Here is a 15,949-nt window from a genome sequence, read left to right on the forward strand (position 1 = left end):
TGCTTCTGAAGCTCTTGCTTTTCCTCTGACGTTAGATAGTTTCTGACTCCCATGGCTTATTCCAGAATTTTAATGTATTATACGCAGTTTAGATGACTAACAGCTTAATTCCCATGGCGACTAATCCCTTGGAGCAACCCTTGGTGCAACCCTTGGTGCAAGTCACCTGGTTTAAAACGGGCTACTGCACCCATCCAGAGGCGATTACTCTGCGGGGTGGGCGGTGGCAAACCATCCAATTTCCAGCGCTATTTGCCCTAATTCAGCATCCCACTATCGGCAACATTTTGTTTGATACGGGCTACTCCGAGCGCTTCTTTCGAGAAACGCAGCACTTTCCCAACCGTTTCTATGCCCTAATCACGCCCGTTTACCTAAAACCAGAAGAAAATGCTGTCCAACAATTGCAGCAGCAGAGCGTACCCCCTGAATCCATTCGATACATTCTGATTTCCCATTTCCATGCCGACCACATTGCCGGATTGGCCGATTTTCCCCAGGCGGAATATATCTGTGCCCAATCGGCCTATGGAGCGGTTAAACATCAAAAAGGGTTACGCGCCCTCAAAGCCGGATTTTTGGCCGGATTGCTGCCCCCAGACTTTGAAAAACGGCTGCGGTTTGTAGAACAGAGCCCTTCTGTCCCTGCCTTACCTGGCTGGTTTGAGCAGGGGTTTGATCTCTTCGGTGATCGCAGTTTAATTGCCATCGAACTCCCCGGTCATGCCCCCGGCCAACTGGGGCTTTTATTGACCGATACCCACCATCAAACCTACTTTTTAGTCGCCGATGCCTGCTGGTCGAGTCGGGCCTATCAAGAGTTAGTGGCTCCTCACCCCATCGCCCAGTTAATTTTTGCTGATTCCGCTACCTACCAAACCACCCTTAAAAAACTTCATTCTCTTCACCAAGCCCATCCAGAAATTCAGATTATCCCTACCCATTGCGCCGTTTTTTGGCGCGAACAATCTCCAACTCATTCAGGGCAACCGTTATGAATGCCCTACCGCGTATTCTTTGGCATTACTGGCAGACCAAATACAGACAACACTTCCGTACCCCAGAGCAGTTGCAGGCTTGGCAACATCGACGGGTGCAGTATTTTTTACATCAGGTGGTTCCGAAATCTCCCTTTTATCAAACCTACTATCAGGGGTTAGATTTCCAAGACTGGCAACAGTTCCCAGTCATCAATAAGGCGATCATGATGGCTAATTTTGATCAGCTCAATACCGTAGGCATTTCAAAAGACGAGGCGATGGTGATCGCCCAGCAAGGCGAGGAAAGCCGTGATTTTCAATCCACCCTGCGCGGGTATACCGTGGGCTTATCCTCGGGGACGAGTGGCAATCGGGGCTTATTTCTAGTTAGCCCAGTCGAGCAACAGGCTTGGGCCGGGACAGTTCTAGCCAAAGCCTTGCCCCAATCAATTTTGTCTCGCCAACGGATTGCTTTTTTTCTGAGAGCTAATAGCAACCTCTACCAAACGGTGCAACAGCAACGAATTCAATTCGAGTATTTTGATCTCTTTCAGCCGATCACTCAGCACATACCCCGCTTGGATGATTATCAACCGACCATTTTGGTAGCACCCGCCTCGATGTTGCGATTGCTGGCTGAGGCCCAATCTCAGGGAAACTTATCGATTTCACCGACTCGAATTATCTCCGTGGCTGAAGTGCTCGATCCCCTTGATGAAAAAGTGATTAGCCAAGTCTTCGGCCAAATGGTGCATCAACTCTATCAATGCACAGAAGGCTTTTTGGCCGCCACCTGTGCCTATGGAACGCTGCACCTCAATGAAGATATTCTGGTGATTCAAAAAGACTATCTTGATCGAGAATCGGGCCGATTCATGCCTATTATTACCGACTTTAACCGGAGAACACAGCCAATTATTCGCTATCGATTAGATGATATTCTAAGCGAACAAAAAACACCCTGTCCCTGCGGATCCATATTAACAGCTATTACTCAAATTGAAGGACGTTGTGATGATATTTTCTATTTTCCCAACCATGACCAATCACAACTCATTCCTATTTTTCCAGACCTCATTCGTCGTACCATTATTCTCACCTCCGAGGCTATTCAAGAATACGCTGTTGTGCAAACCCCTGAGACTATTCAGATTTATTTAAAAGTACCCGAAAATCAATGGATTGCGGTTACTACCAAACTAGAACACACGTTAACCAAACTACTGACTAAATCGGGTTGCCAGGTGCCACCGCTCCAATTCAGCCTCTATCAGGCACGGATTACCTATGATCAGAAGCTACGCCGGGTTCGCCGAGACTTTCCTACCTCATAAGATCATACTTTCCACCACCAATAGTCCAGACATTTTTTTGGCGAGTGCTAAAACCCTCAATTTCTCGTTGACCAAGCTGCTGCGGAAGAGGCCTGAAACCCTCATTCTACCGTTGACGATCAAAAACTGTCCGGAGTGTTGTACCTAGCAGCGGGTTTCCAGGTATTGGCCGATCATCACCTGTTCTCCGGCGCGGGAGATCACCGTTTGGCGGGTGCGGTAGCGGTGGCCAATCAGGCGAATTTCTTCCTCAAAGGAAGATTGGTTGTAGGCGGTTTTGAGTTGGAGGGTGCGGCTATCGGGGAACAGGTATTGGGCGGTGACGGGCTTACTGGTGGCAAAGCCGCGATCTCGATACAGCGTCGTTCCCCGCACCCCAAACAGGGTGCTACCTTTGACGGGCTTTTTGCCTGTGCCCACATAGTCGCTTTCCCAGGCTACGGCGGTACCGCAAATTAGGGGAGATTTGGAGCCAAGGTGATGCAGGTCAGCCAAATGTAGAAGCTGCGGGTGCCCCGCTTCCAGGAACTCAATGGTGATCTGGCTGACGACTTCCTGGGTTTCGCCGCTGCTGAGGGTGTAGTAGCGACGCTCAGAACGCCACTCCCCAGCCGTTTCCTGAAAAAAGGCCGTCACCAGGGGCTCGGCTAAAATGCGGGCGGTTTCAACGGAGAAGGGCATAGGAGACTATCCAGGCGATGACTAGGGATGGCGCGAAGGCATTGGAGCAAAGTCAACCAAATGATAAAAAACGTAATTTTGATTTACATTCCTTAACTATAGTGATTGACCCATCGGTCGGCAAGGTGGCTTGGGCGTTGGTATAGACAGGAGTGAGGCTGATTGTACGAATTCTGGCAGGGCAATCTGTAAGCATTTTTACTCAATGGTGATTCCCAGATCGTTTTGCGTTGGCGTTGGGGCTGGGGATGCCGTCACGACTTTGCCTGTTAGCGCAAGTCTATCGGCCCTAGCGTTGCCCTAGCGGTACGATCAGAGAGGTTCTCCCTGGGCAAATGAACAACGATGGATCTCTCGGATATCAACTACTTTTTTGACTGTTGCCTGGGTCACTGGTCGATTGAGCGCACCTACCACTACCTGACCCACCCGGAAATTGAGCGATCCCACACCGATTTTCAGGTGGAGGTGATCACCCCCGACCTCAAGCACAAGGTCTTAACCGACAACGCCTACCCGATCCCCGACCATCTCGACACCCTGCCAGGGTTCAATCTGGTGTTTCATACCGTTTCCGACAAGGGTGAAGCGGTGTCCCAGGAGTTGCGGGCCTTGTTTGTTCCTAAACAGCAAAGCGATGGCGTCATTACTGGCGACTATCTGCGGGATCGGGCCTACGAAGAAGCACGTCCCATCGTGTCTAGCTTTCGCTACGACCCCACAAACCGCGAACTGTTGATGACCACCCCCTACACGCGAGTGGTTTCCGTGGATTCTATCCTGTTGGTCAACCCCAATATGCGGATTCGCCGCATCCTCAACTATCAGCGTCCCGAGGCCGGACAGCCCCTCGATACCCTCGTGCTGGTCGGATTTGGCGTCGAGCAAAAAATGGCTTAGCCCATCGTTCCTAAATGACAGCCCCTCGGCTAAAACAAGCCTGCATCCGGTTGCAGCCCAAAGCCCCGTGCCAACAGCCTAGGGGTTAAGACTCCAGGGGCTTGGTCAAACTGGCAGATTGTTGGTAGCTGGAGGCCAACCGCGCCTGCACATCTTCGCTCGCGAACTCTAGCACCGTGCCAATGACAGAGGCAATGGCCTGCTGCTGCTGGCGGTGGCGGCGACTTTGGTTGTGGAGGTTGACATCGTGGGCCGCTTGGCCGCTGGTGCCGCCGATCAACACCGTAGATCGCTGGGACTGATGGAGGGTCAAAATCAGATCGTCGATGATGGCTTGGGGAATTTCCATGACCTGTGCATATCCTGAGGTGAAAGGTCAACCACTGTTATAGTTCCCTCTTTTATATTTTTAATGTCTACGGGGGGGAACGTAATAAAGTTAAATGTGCGCTCGAAACCTAAATGCGCTGGAAATGTAGTGGAAGCAACAAAAAGTCGCTGAAGTATTAAAATTCTGAACCGAAAGGTATTTTGTGGCTAGAGAATACCCCCCTACCCTAGCAAGGGCCACCCAATATGACGGTATCACCCCTGACAATCCGGCCTAAGTCTTAACGTTTCGCCGATCTGAGCCAAGATTCTCGATCCATCGGCGATCCATCGGTGATCCATCGGTTACAGGGATAGGCGCTGGGTGGTGGATGCGGTGGTGGGTTAGGCACCTTGGGCCAGATAGGCTCGCCAGCCACCAAATTCGGAAATGTCCCGTTGCCCTTCGCAGAGGATGGGTTCCCCCAGCACCCCCAACACCGTTTCCCCATTGCTGAGGGTGACTTTGCCAATAGACAATCCGGGCGGTTCTTGCAAGAGTACCTGCACCAAGCCATCGGCGGGAATGTGCCATACCTCTAGGGCCACCGCCGAGCCGCCCTCCGACACCCGCACCATGGCCGGATGCTGATCATGGATCGACCACAGCCGATAGTTAGGCGTGGTGGTGGCTTCATACAAAAACTCAGCCCCCGCCTGGATCAGGTTGGGGTTGAGTTCTAGCTCCCGCATGAGGGTGCCATTTACCGCGAGTTTGAGCATGTCGGCCATGGGGATCAGGGGAGATTCATCGTTTCCCATCTTCTCCGAATTTGGTACGGCTTATAGGTAGGTTTCCATAACAATTGGCTCCTGGGCTAGATCCCCCCTAGCCCCCCTTGGAAAGGGGGGAACCGGAGTCAAAGTCCCCCTTTTTATAGACGCTTGCGGCTTCCCGCAGGGTAGGGGGATTTAGGGGGATCTCCCAGGCAGTCATGGATAGAGATGAGATGGGTATAAGCCATAACTACCCTGACGAGATGGCAACAGCGCCTACTTCCAGCCCGCTCGGTCGGTAATGCGGAGGGCTTCGGGGTTGTTGCGGCCAAAGACGGCGGCATTGAGGGGATCGGCGATGAATTCGCCAAAGCTAGCCACCACCGAGTCAATGGCCACGCCTTCCACGACGGGGTATTCGTTGTTGCCCTCCGCAAAGATGCGCTGGGCCTCTGGGCTGACCAGGTACTCCAGAAACTCGATGGCGGCGGCGGCGTTGGGGGCCGTGCTCACTAGCCCCGCCCCACTGATGTTAACGTGGGTGCCCCGGTCGTTTTGGTTGGGGAAGAACACCCCGATGGCCTCGGCGACGGCCCGATCTTCCCCATTGTCGGACTTGAGCAAGCGGGCTAGGTAGTAGGTGTTGGAGATGGCCAGGTCGCCCAGGCCAGCGGCCACGGCTTTGATTTGGTCGGTGTCGCCGCCCTGGGGATCGCGGGCAAAGTTGGCCACCAAGCCCCGTGCCCAGGTTTCGGTATCCGTTGCGCCGTGGGCGGCAATCATGGATCCCACTAAGGACTGGCTGTAGATATTGGTGGAGCTACGGGTGAGGATGCGCCCCCGCCACTTGGCATCCACCAGGTCTTCGTAGGTGGAAAGCTCGGAGGGGTTGACCCGATCCTTGCGGTACATAATCACCCTAGCCCGTTGGGTGAGGCCAAACCATAGGCCGCCGGGGTGGCGCAGGTTGCTGGGGATGGCCTCGGTCAGCACCGAGGAGGTCACCGACTGGAAGATGCCTTCCTGTTCGGCCCGCCACAGACGGCCTGCATCCACGGTCATCAGCAGGTCGGCGGGGCTGTTTTGGCCTTCGCTCTTAATCCGCTCAATCAGTTGGTCGGCCTCGGCTTCCACCACGTTGATCCGAATGCCCGTGGCTTCCCGGAAGCTCTCGTAAAGCTGCTCGTCGGTATCGTAGTGGCGAGAGGAATAGAGATTCACGACCCGACCTCGGTTCTGCCCCCAACGAAACTGAGCCTGGGCGGATTGACGATTTAGCCCCCCCAAGGCCACAGCAGTGGCGGCGGCTCCAGCCCCTAAAAACGCACGTCGTCCTAATTTTGTTGACACCTTAAACACCTCAAACCTTCAAAAATCTTCCAAAGCGCCCTCAGGGGAGATGCCCTTGGGGTCAGTTCGTTACGCATTGTAGCGCTTGTTGACATAGTTTCCCAATAAACTCCGAAAAGACTTGGTATAGGTGGTGGGTAGTGGCAACTGGTAATCCCCCGATTCAGGTCAATGGAGACCAGCCAAATCCTTGAAATCTCTATGAATTCGTCGATTGTTAGGGTATATTGGCGTAAGCTAATGGTGAATCGATCCTGTTACCTGGCACAAACTACTGCCAAAGCTTTTCGATAATGACCCTACAGTTTCCTGCCCATTCCACCCCGATCCCCCGATCCCCAGGCCACAAAGCCAGGATCGCAAGGCTCAAACCTTGGTTTGGCGGGCTGTGTTTGGCGGCATCTTTGGGTGCCCATGGGCTGCTCCTCGGTCTACCCTGGTCGCCCCGTGCCCACGAAGCAGAAGATCCCGCGACCATGGAGGAACCCACCGCCAGCATTGATGTGGCCGTTCTGCCTGCGCCCAAACCTGAACCAGCCCCCTCCGTGCCAGCCCCCCCGCCCGCCAAAATGAGGCCCGCTGCCGTGGTTCCGGCCCCTAGGGTTGCGCCGCCTGTTCAGCAGTCCGTCCCAGAAGTTATCCCTGGCCCCGCTGAACCCTTGGCCGATCCTGAGCCACCCGCCACAGAACCCATGGCCACAGATCCACAGCCGGAACCCATCGCGGAACCCGAACCCCAACCCGTCACGGAACCCGTCCCAGAACCCGAACCCCAGCCCTACGCCGATTTTCCCCACTTCCAGGGGGCGCAACAGACCGATTGCGGCGTTGAAACCTGCTGGACTAGCCCCGTAGAAGGGGGCTGGCGAGGGGCGGCCCGATCCATTCAGGACAATCTGGAAGCCCAGGGCTATCGCCTCAGCAACATCACGGGGGAAGTGCTTTCCACGGAAACGGGTGTTCGCATTTATCGGGTCGCCAAGGATGGCGAAGATCCCTACTACCTCAACCTGGTTTCCGTCACCGAGGGCATTCGCTACAGCCTCACCCCCACCCCCCTCAGCGAGGAGATGCTGGTCGCACTTCAGACGTTGTAAGGGCGTTTTCGGTGGTTGGCTGGGGCGGGGCTTATCGCAAGTTGATCTAAGTTGTAGCAACGTTTCATTGCGAGTTAATTGCAGGTTAAGGCTTAAATTGACTGATATGCAAGGGTTTCTCGATTTCTATAGGATCTCCTTATTGAAACTCTATTGCATTAAACCCGAAGGTTCGCTATCTTAGTGGAAACGATCTTCATTAAGGATGGCCACCAAAGTCTCAGTCACAGCGTTATAAAACGCTTATACGGTTGCTGACAGGGAATTTGGGCCTTATTTGGGAATAATCCTAGCCCCCAGGCTTAGGCACCCAGTCACCCTTTATTCAGAACCAATGGCAAGAGGATCGTGGGCCAGCGGTGGGTTTTGCCCTGGCTGTCATCCCTTAATCCCGAAGTTCTCTGACTTCGACGGCCATGTTGTGCTCTCCCTCTGCTCCGCTGTCTAGCCCATCTCCGGCGCTTACCCTTCCCCTCGACCTAGATCGGGTCGCCACTTGGGAGGTTTACCGCCGCTTGCAAGATCTCTCGATTCCCTGCCATTGCGGGGTGCATCAACCCCTGCGGGTTTCCGCCGAAACGCCCCTGGCCCTGGCCCAAATTTGGAGCGTCGTGAAAACCCAAATCGCCCCCAAGGCAGACCAGGTCGCCCACCTCAACCGCTGCTGGCAGCAAAGGATCTCGAAATGATGCGCGATGAATCCCCTCGATTTTCCCGGCCTGTCTCGGCGGTGATGGTCGCCCCCGTTCAGCCCGTTCTTCAGCCCTCCGCCCCCAGTCCCCACCAGCCCCAGGGCCAGGTTCTGCGCGGCAGGTATGCGGCCCCCCTGCGGTCGGCCAAGGGCAAAATTAAAGGGCTGATTCTCCACGCTGCCGAGGGCGAACTGGCGATTAAGCTGCCCAAGTATCTACGTCCGATGCTGGTGCGCGAACTGCAACCCGGTACTTGGGTACAGGTGTGGGCCGACCGCGACGATGACCGCTGGCGGGGCATGAACCTGATTCCCTGGCCTGAGGCCGAGGTGCCCCAGGCCCTAAAGGATGCCCTGGTTCAATCCGCTACGGTTGCAGAAAAAAATGTAGCCGCGTTGCCATCATTGGTACGAGTTCAGGATGGCCTCACGGATCAGGGACTTCAGGGATTATTGACAACGCACGAGGCCAAACAACCATCATCCAATCAACAATCCGCGCCAAAAAAAGCCTGTCTTCAGGTCTGTCGTAAGGGCAAATGCTTTAAGCAGGGCGGGCAGCACATCCTGCAAGCGCTTCAGTCCGAAGTCGAGAGCAACCCCGATTTGCAACACATCACCGTGGAAGGCACAGGCTGCATGGGAGCCTGCAAACAGGGGCCAAACCTGCGGGTGATGCCCCAGAAAAAAATGCACAGCCGAGTTACTCCCGACCGTGCAATCGCACTTTTGGCCCACTGTCAATGATGATGATCCGTCTTTCCCGCACAGGCGGAAACCTAAGGTTAGGCCACCTAGGTTTGTGGATTCCCGTTGTCCCGGAAATCACGGGTTACGGTGTGGGCGTTGTCCTCATAAACCGACCGACGGCTTTACCAGGCCAGTTTCAGGCTGTCGGGGGTGAGGAAGTGCTCCAGGTGATAGGCCCGCTCTTCGGTCTTCAGCAAAATTTGCTCGTAGAGGTAGCGGGTGGCCCGGTCGCCCAAACTTTCGGCCTGGGAGGCCAGCCGACGAATCAGCTCAACCATGGCCTGTTCGGCCTTCAGGTCGTTGGCGATCATCGTCCGGCAGCGGTAGACATCATCCCCCTCCGGCTCGAAGGCGCAGAGATTGGCCAGGGTTGCCAGTCGCCCAGCGGGAACACCGCCCAGCCCGTGCAGCCGCTCACCCACCTCATGGGCGTGCTCCTGAACGGCCTCGTAGCTCTCCGAGAAAAAGTCGTGGAGCATGTAATACTCCGAACCTTCCACCACAAAATGATGCTTTTGGTACTGCATATACAGGGCCATAAAGCTGGCGTAAACGGTGCCCAGCCCTTCAATAATCGGCTCTGTGACCGACGTTTCCAGCCCAATGCAGTTGTCCGCAACCTCTCCGTAGGATTGCAGCAGGGTTTCGGTGATAGGCATAGCACTCTCCTTAAAGTTGGCGTTATTTGGCCCATTCCAGCCATTCACAACGGGGAACATTCTCAACCCATTCATCGAAATCCTAGATTCCCCATGAATGGGCTATTGTCCCCATTGAGAAATGTGATGACATGGTTCAAAAAGGGTGGATTGAGATCCGGTGGTCGTGGGTTATTTAACTTTCGTCCCGTCGTTTAGATCCTTGATTCTTAGCTATTTCACAGGGCTGTGATGATTAGGAACCGAAGGAGTCTGAAGTTTGATGATAGTTTTTTTAGCTCAAAAAAACAAGGGTAGTAGGCTACCGTTGGGATTCTATTCTTATTAGCGAAAATCATTTTCAATAACCTCTTTAAGGTCTACGATATCTCCGCAATGATGATCCTCATTTATCGAAAGTTAATTTCAATAGCCGCTCTTTCCGGCGTGATGAGGTCGTCACCTTAAATGCTTTCTTGTTGTACTTAGATTGAGATGTGAATACCGTGGTTTGGATGCTAGAGACCAACATGGATGCAAACAGTGCCAGCCCACCGGATCCTCCGGGCCCCCAAGATCTAATCAGTCCTGGGATATTGAAGGAAACCCTAAACCGAGAAGGGTTTCGGCTAACGGTGCAGCGCCAAAAAATTCTGGCTTTGTTTGAAGCCAACGCCAACCGTCACCACCTCAGTGCCGAGGAAATTCATCAGTATTTGGGGAAACAGGGCGAAAAAATTAGCGTGTCCACCGTGTATCGGGCGCTACATGTGATGGTGAAATTGGGCCTTTTGCAGGAATTAGAACTCGCGGAAGGGCGCAAATACTACGAACTCAAAAGTCCCATTTGGGAACAGCATCACCACCTGGTTTGTGTGCAGTGCGGTGATGTGCAGGAATTTGAAGACGACGCCATTACCGAAGTGACGGCCCAGGAAACTCGCAATCGGGGGTTTTCCCTGCTAGATGGTCAATTTACGGTCTATGGTATTTGCCCCCGCTGTCAGGGGCGGATGGAGGGGTAGGCCACACCAGTGGCGACAGTCCGTTTGTTGGACTGGGAATCGGGGTTTTCCAATTCGAATTTGGGATGACAGGATCGCGATGATGAGTCGTGGATCTTGACGCTAAGGTTCCGTGGGTTGCACTTGGCCCAGTTGCCGTGGTCCCTGGCTACTTTGGCGGGCAATGATGGTCTGCTCTAGCACCTCGGCAGCTCGCACGAATTGAGGATCGGTGTCAGTGCCGAGACGGCTGGGGTTGGCAAACAGTTCGCTGCGCTGGCGCTCGTTGAGTTCCACCGTGACATCGGGGGTGATGCCTTTGCGGCTGATGTCGGTGCCGTTGGGGGTGAAGTAGTGGGCCACGGTCACCGTCAGGCCAGAGCCATCGGACAGACCATGCAGGGTTTGCACCAGGGCTTTGCCAAAGGTGGGGGTGCCAACCACGGTGGCGCGGCGATTATCTTGCAGGGCTCCGGTAAGAATTTCGCTAGAGCTAGCGGAACGGCGATCCACCAATACCGTGAGGGGCAGTTGGGTTAGGGCGGTGCGGTTAGCGGAGAGGGATTCCGTGGTGCCATCGCGGTAGACGGTGCGGACGATGGGGCCATGTTGCAGCCACATACGGCCAATGTCGATGCTGGCGAACAGCAGGCCACCGGGGTTGCCGCGCAGATCCAGCACAAAGCCCTCCACGCCCTCCTGGGTGAGGCTGAGGATCGCCCGCTCCATTTGTTCGGCGGCGTGGGCGTTAAATTCCATGAGCCGAATGTAGCCAATGGGTCGTCCTCCCACGGTGCGACGGGTATATTCTACGGCGGGCATTTCCATCCGAGCGCGGGTGACGATGATGCTGCGAGGGGTGCCACCATTGCGGGCCACGCTGAGGGTGACCTGGGAGTTCTCGGCTCCGCGCAGGCGTTGATTCACCCCTTCCGCCGTCAGGTTACTGGTGCTTTGGCCATCCACCATCACCAGATGATCGCCCACGACTAAGCCAGCCTGTTCGGCGGGAGATCCGGGGGTGATGGCGGTAATCACCACGCGGTTGTCGTTGCGCTGCACCTGCACCCCAATGCCGGATACTTCCCCAGCGGTTTGGTCGGTGAGGTCGGAATATTCTGTGGGCGAGAGAAAGCGGGTGTAGGGATCGTTCAACTGGCGCAGGGCGGCACGAAGAGCATTGTAGGCCGCTTCAGGAGAGCTATATTCCTGGCCGAGGAGGCGCTGGCGGGTGGCCTGCCAATCGGTGTGGTTAAAGTGATCGTCTACATACTCACGGTTAACAATCTGCCAAGCCTGGTCGAGGACAACCTTAGGGCTATCTTGCAGGGTCGAGCCAGCGGTAGCGGTAGCCCGATTACTGGTCGGCAGGCGCAGGGCATCATTGGTAGACGCCTTGACCTCCTCAAGGCCAATCATCCCTAGGGCAGCGGCGGCAAGGGGGGCGAGGAGAACGGCACGCAGCGGAAAGGAAGACAGTCTGGATGGAAAAGCCAACATAGCAAGCAATGCCCTGGAGGGGAAACGGGGGATTGGTCGGGTTGGCTGGATGGGCGAAAAATCTACAAAAACGAGCTAACTTGCCTAGGAAAATTCCCAAAATAGAAGTTTCGCCCCCGTCTACGATGCCATCGGCCACCATCGCCACGGGTATCCCGCCACCTTGGCCCCATTGTGACGGATAGCTCAAAGCTTTGGCCAGATGGCTGTGCCAATTTTGAAGAATGACACAGATTTTTTTAAGGTTCGTAACGAAAGGTCGGTCGGCCCACTCCACTGCGAGGGCACCCCATCGACCGATGGGCGTACCCAGGTCGCTCAGGAAACCGCTGCGGATGGCCCGTCGCTGTGGGCAGGGTTGGCGCTTCCTGTTAGGGTTACTGATAGCCCTTGGTGTTGCCGTAATGTCTATGTCTGCGATTCCTGTATCTGCCCAATCCCTTGCCTATCCCCCCAGCCCCCGCCAGCCCCAGGTGGATCTATACCACGGCATCGAGGTGGCCGATCCCTACCGCTGGCTGGAGGATCCGCAATCCGCCGAAACCCAAGCCTGGATTGAGGCCCAGAATCAATTGACCTTCGACTACCTGGCCGCACTGCCGGGACGGGATACCCTCAACCAACGGCTGACGGCACTGTGGAACTACGAGCGCTACGGCACCCCCTTTAAGCGGGGTGGGCGATATTTTTACTTCAAAAACGACGGGCTGCAAAACCAGAGCGTCCTCTATACCCTGCCCAGCCTGGAGGCCGAACCTAGGGTACTTCTGGATCCCAACACGCTTTCTGAGGATGGTACCGTGGCCCTCAGTGGCATGGCCGTCAGCGAAAACGGGGCATATTTGGCCTACGGACTCTCTGCCAGCGGCTCGGACTGGGTGGAATGGCGGGTGCGAGACATTGAAACTGGAGAAGACACCGACGACCTGCTGAAGTGGGTGAAATTTTCCGGGGCCTCCTGGAGCCACGACCACCAGGGCTTTTTCTACAGCCGCTTCGACGAACCCGACCCCACCAACCTCCACGAGGCGGTGAACTATTACCAAAAGCTCTACTACCACCGCCTGGGCACCCCCCAAACCGAAGACCTGCTGATCTACGAACGACCCGACCAAAAGGAATGGGGCTTCAGCGGCGGCGTTACCGAGGATGGCCGCTACCTGGTGATTTCCGTGTGGCGCGGCACCGACCCCAACAACCTGGTGTTCTACAAGGATTTGGCGAACCCGGAAAGCCCCGTCACTGAGCTGATTTCCGAGTTCGAGGCCAACTACAGCTTTGTAGATAACCAGGGCACCCGGTTTTGGTTCCGCACCGACCTGAAAGCCCCCAAGGGTCGCCTGATTGCCATTGACCTCACCCAGCCCGACCCCGACCACTGGCAGGAAGTCATCCCCGAAGGCGAGGATACCCTGGAGGGGGTGAGTTTGCTGAACCATCAGTTTGTGGTGGACTACCTCAAAGACGCCTATACCCAAATCCAGATTTACGCCCTGGATGGCACCTGGGTGCGGGATGTGGAACTGCCGGGGATCGGCTCGGCGGGGGGCTTTGACGGCAAGCGCGAAGACACCGAAACCTTCTACAGCTTCACCAGCTTCACGGTGCCCAACACCCTCTACCGCTACGACCTGATCACCGGGGAAAGCACCCTCTACCGCGCCGCCCAGGTGGATTTTGACCCCAATGCCTACGAAACCCGCCAGGTGTTCTACCCTAGCGCCGATGGCACCCCCATTCCCATGTTCATCACCCACAAACGGGGGCTAGAACTCAACGGCCAAAATCCCACCCTGCTCTACGGCTACGGTGGCTTTAACGTGTCCCTGACTCCGGCCTTTTCGGTCAGTAACCTGGTGTGGATGGAGATGGGCGGCGTCTATGCGGTGCCAAATCTGCGCGGCGGCGGCGAATACGGCGAAGACTGGCACCAGGCCGGAACCAAGCTCAACAAGCAAAACGTGTTTGACGACTTCATCGCGGCGGCCCAATGGCTGATCGACCAGGGCTACACGACCTCTGCCAAACTGGGCATCATGGGCGGCAGCAACGGCGGCCTGCTGGTGGGAGCCTGCATGACCCAACGGCCCGACCTCTTCGCCGTGGCCCTGCCCGCCGTGGGGGTGCTGGATATGCTGCGGTTTAACCAGTTCACCATCGGCTGGGCCTGGGAGTCGGACTACGGATCGCCCCAAAATGAGGCGGAATTCCGCGCCCTCTACGCCTACTCGCCCCTCCACAACCTGCAACCGGGCACCGCCTACCCCGCCACCCTGATCACCACCGCCGACCACGATGACCGAGTCGTTCCGGCCCACAGCTTTAAGTTCGCAGCGGCCCTGCAACAGGCTCAGGCTGGCGAGGATCCCGTTCTAATCCGCATTGACACCAAAGCAGGCCACGGGGCAGGCAAACCCACCGCCAAGGTAATCGAAGAAGCCGCTGACAAATGGGCCTTCTTGGCTCGCCACACGGGCCTCACTCTGCCTTAGGATCGGGGGTTCAACTGGCTTTGGGGACCGCTGGGCTAACGGACATCCAGCCCTTCACCAGGGCCAGGGGCACGCTGATGTAGGGGTTTTGGGCAAACACGCGCACCAGTTCGCCACTGCCCGATTCTAGAGCCTTGAGCAAGCGAGCTTTGAAGGCAGGGTTGCTGAGGGCTTTTTTCTGGAGGGCTTGGCCCACCACCTTAGGCCGTTGATCGGGGGGAACCTGGGCCGATTGGGTAGAAAGCTGTTGGAATAGGCTTTCCACCTGTATCACCAGTTCCCAATCGGGGATGGTGTCTTGGCTGGTGCTGTGATTGCGCTGTACGGATTGTTGCCGTCCTCCGGCTTCGATGGTGTCGGCAAAGTTGCCAATGTTGGCTCCACGTAGGTCGTACTTCGATACACCCGTCATAGTATTGTTCTCCAAAACAGAAACAGATTGCACGTACACATTGCGCTGGCTCATCACCCTCAGCAAATCGAGCAGCTCGTCGTTTTGCCGTTGGATGGTGGCCAGTTGGTCTTCCTTCATTTGAATTTGATGGCGGTAGTATTCGTCGGTGTCGGCATAGCCTCGGGGTAGATAGGTGACGGATTGGGGCTGGCCGAGGGCAGGTTTGAGGCTGGGCACTCCCACTCGCACCAGCAGGTCGCCGTTGGCCTGTTGTTCCACGGACTGCAAGTAAATATCGGGGCCGTGGGCCATGGTGGGCGAGGGCCAAACGATGCGGTAGACCAGATGGCCCAGCGCTTCATCGGACTCGCTGATGGCTTGGTAGAACTGCTTGAGGGCCGACCGAAAGCCGTGGGTGTAGGAATTCACCTCCACGTCCTCAGCGTCGGGTTCCACACAGGACAGGACGTAGACGTGCTCGCAGGTGGCCTGTTGCAGGGTGGCGATCACCTGAATATCGAGGTCGGAGACAACAACGCCCGTTAGGTTGGCCCCGGCTAGGTTGGCCCCGGTCAACACCACATCGGTCAAGTTGGCCCCTTTTAGATTGGCCCCGGCTAGGTTGGCCTGGGCGAGGGTTGCGCCATTCAGATGGCACGTACTGAGGTTGGCCCCAGAGAGGTCGGCCCCGGTGAGGGTACTTTGGGACAAATTGGCACTGCTTAGATCCGCCTGGGTGAGGTTGGCCTGGGAGAGGTTGGCGCTGGACAGGTTCGCACTGCCCAAACTTGCAGCCCGGAGGTCAGACCGACTGAGATCGGCCCCCCACAAATCGGCAGAGTAGAGATCCGCCTGGTGCAGATCGGCATCACTGAGGTTGGCGGCAGCGAGGTCTATGGCGCACAGAAAGGCATGGCTGAGATCGGGATGAAGGTCTGGCTCCTCCTGTCGCCAGTGATTCCAGTGTTCGATACTGTATTGCTTAAGATGCATGAGGTGGGTCAGGTCGCTCATAGCAGGCACCTCCCCTGAGTAAATGGCCCTGATGGTAA

Annotated in this window: 15 protein-coding genes; 8 read left to right on the plus strand and 7 right to left on the minus strand. The window is 56.0% G+C overall.

Annotation, left to right across the window (positions count from 1 at the left end):
• The first annotated feature begins 92 nt into the window (after positions 1 to 92).
• Positions 93 to 998, plus strand: coding sequence for an MBL fold metallo-hydrolase (locus H6G62_RS17815; RefSeq protein WP_242052150.1), 906 nt, complete (start codon positions 93 to 95; stop codon positions 996 to 998).
• The gene (locus H6G62_RS17820) at positions 995 to 2,314 is read left to right on the plus strand and encodes a F390 synthetase-related protein (RefSeq protein ID WP_190497577.1); all 1,320 of its coding nucleotides are present in this window, start codon (positions 995 to 997) and stop codon (positions 2,312 to 2,314) included. Before H6G62_RS17815 ends, H6G62_RS17820 begins: the two co-directional genes overlap by 4 nt.
• Before the next feature lie 144 nt (positions 2,315 to 2,458).
• Here the strand turns inward: H6G62_RS17820 and H6G62_RS17825 are convergent, their stop codons facing one another.
• Positions 2,459 to 2,995 (minus strand): phycobiliprotein lyase, encoded by a 537-nt coding sequence (locus H6G62_RS17825; RefSeq protein WP_190497579.1) that lies wholly within the window; start codon positions 2,993 to 2,995, stop codon positions 2,459 to 2,461.
• 345 nt (positions 2,996 to 3,340) lie between these two features.
• Here H6G62_RS17825 and H6G62_RS17830 point away from each other — a divergent pair, with 345 nt between their 5' ends.
• The gene (locus H6G62_RS17830; protein ID WP_190497580.1) at positions 3,341 to 3,895 is read left to right on the plus strand and encodes a phycobiliprotein lyase; all 555 of its coding nucleotides are present in this window, start codon (positions 3,341 to 3,343) and stop codon (positions 3,893 to 3,895) included.
• 85 nt (positions 3,896 to 3,980) lie between these two features.
• Here H6G62_RS17830 and H6G62_RS17835 read toward each other — a convergent pair whose 3' ends face one another.
• The 3 genes from H6G62_RS17835 to H6G62_RS17845 form a co-directional block, all read right to left on the minus strand.
• A complete protein-coding gene (locus H6G62_RS17835) occupies positions 3,981 to 4,244 on the minus strand; it encodes a hypothetical protein (RefSeq protein ID WP_190497582.1) in 264 nt (87 codons plus the stop codon).
• 365 nt (positions 4,245 to 4,609) lie between these two features.
• A complete protein-coding gene (locus H6G62_RS17840) occupies positions 4,610 to 5,026 on the minus strand; it encodes a glutamyl-tRNA amidotransferase (protein ID WP_242052151.1) in 417 nt (138 codons plus the stop codon).
• A 231-nt stretch (positions 5,027 to 5,257) separates the two neighbouring features.
• On the minus strand, positions 5,258 to 6,331 hold the full coding sequence (locus H6G62_RS17845; RefSeq protein ID WP_190497584.1) for an extracellular solute-binding protein: 1,074 nt from the start codon (positions 6,329 to 6,331) through the stop codon (positions 5,258 to 5,260).
• A gap of 392 nt (positions 6,332 to 6,723) precedes the next feature.
• Between H6G62_RS17845 and H6G62_RS17850 the strand changes: the two genes are divergently transcribed.
• The 3 genes from H6G62_RS17850 to H6G62_RS17860 all read left to right on the plus strand — a co-directional run bounded on the left by H6G62_RS17850 (position 6,724) and on the right by H6G62_RS17860 (position 8,866).
• The gene (locus H6G62_RS17850; protein ID WP_190497586.1) at positions 6,724 to 7,428 is read left to right on the plus strand and encodes a hypothetical protein; all 705 of its coding nucleotides are present in this window, start codon (positions 6,724 to 6,726) and stop codon (positions 7,426 to 7,428) included.
• Positions 7,429 to 7,844: 416 nt separating this feature from the next.
• Positions 7,845 to 8,117, plus strand: a complete 273-nt coding sequence (locus H6G62_RS17855) for an Asr1405/Asl0597 family protein (RefSeq protein WP_190497588.1) — start codon at positions 7,845 to 7,847, stop codon at positions 8,115 to 8,117.
• Positions 8,114 to 8,866, plus strand: coding sequence for a (2Fe-2S) ferredoxin domain-containing protein (locus H6G62_RS17860; RefSeq protein WP_190497590.1), 753 nt, complete (start codon positions 8,114 to 8,116; stop codon positions 8,864 to 8,866). Before H6G62_RS17855 ends, H6G62_RS17860 begins: the two co-directional genes overlap by 4 nt.
• A 125-nt stretch (positions 8,867 to 8,991) precedes the next feature.
• Here H6G62_RS17860 and H6G62_RS17865 read toward each other — a convergent pair whose 3' ends face one another.
• Positions 8,992 to 9,528: a DNA starvation/stationary phase protection protein gene (locus tag H6G62_RS17865; RefSeq protein WP_190497592.1), complete on the minus strand. Its 537-nt coding sequence runs from the start codon at positions 9,526 to 9,528 to the stop codon at positions 8,992 to 8,994.
• A 509-nt stretch (positions 9,529 to 10,037) separates the two neighbouring features.
• Between H6G62_RS17865 and H6G62_RS17870 the strand changes: the two genes are divergently transcribed.
• On the plus strand, positions 10,038 to 10,532 hold the full coding sequence (locus H6G62_RS17870; protein WP_190497594.1) for a transcriptional repressor: 495 nt from the start codon (positions 10,038 to 10,040) through the stop codon (positions 10,530 to 10,532).
• A 102-nt stretch (positions 10,533 to 10,634) separates the two neighbouring features.
• Here H6G62_RS17870 and H6G62_RS17875 read toward each other — a convergent pair whose 3' ends face one another.
• Positions 10,635 to 12,011 carry a S41 family peptidase gene (locus H6G62_RS17875; protein WP_199325088.1) on the minus strand — a complete coding sequence of 459 codons (1,377 nt, stop codon included), beginning with the start codon at positions 12,009 to 12,011 and terminating at the stop codon, positions 10,635 to 10,637.
• A gap of 410 nt (positions 12,012 to 12,421) precedes the next feature.
• Between H6G62_RS17875 and H6G62_RS17880 the strand changes: the two genes are divergently transcribed.
• The gene (locus H6G62_RS17880) at positions 12,422 to 14,503 is read left to right on the plus strand and encodes a prolyl oligopeptidase family serine peptidase (protein ID WP_199325093.1); all 2,082 of its coding nucleotides are present in this window, start codon (positions 12,422 to 12,424) and stop codon (positions 14,501 to 14,503) included.
• Positions 14,504 to 14,513: 10 nt separating this feature from the next.
• On the opposite strand, the gene H6G62_RS17885 is transcribed toward H6G62_RS17880, so the two are convergent.
• Entirely contained in the window at positions 14,514 to 15,911 is a 1,398-nt protein-coding gene (locus tag H6G62_RS17885) for a pentapeptide repeat-containing protein (RefSeq protein ID WP_190497596.1), read from the minus strand.
• Between the last annotated feature and the right edge of the window lie 38 nt (positions 15,912 to 15,949).

Origin of the sequence: Phormidium sp. FACHB-1136, from assembly GCF_014697375.1 — a bacterium.
GTDB lineage: Bacteria > Cyanobacteriota > Cyanobacteriia > Phormidesmidales > Phormidesmidaceae > Nodosilinea.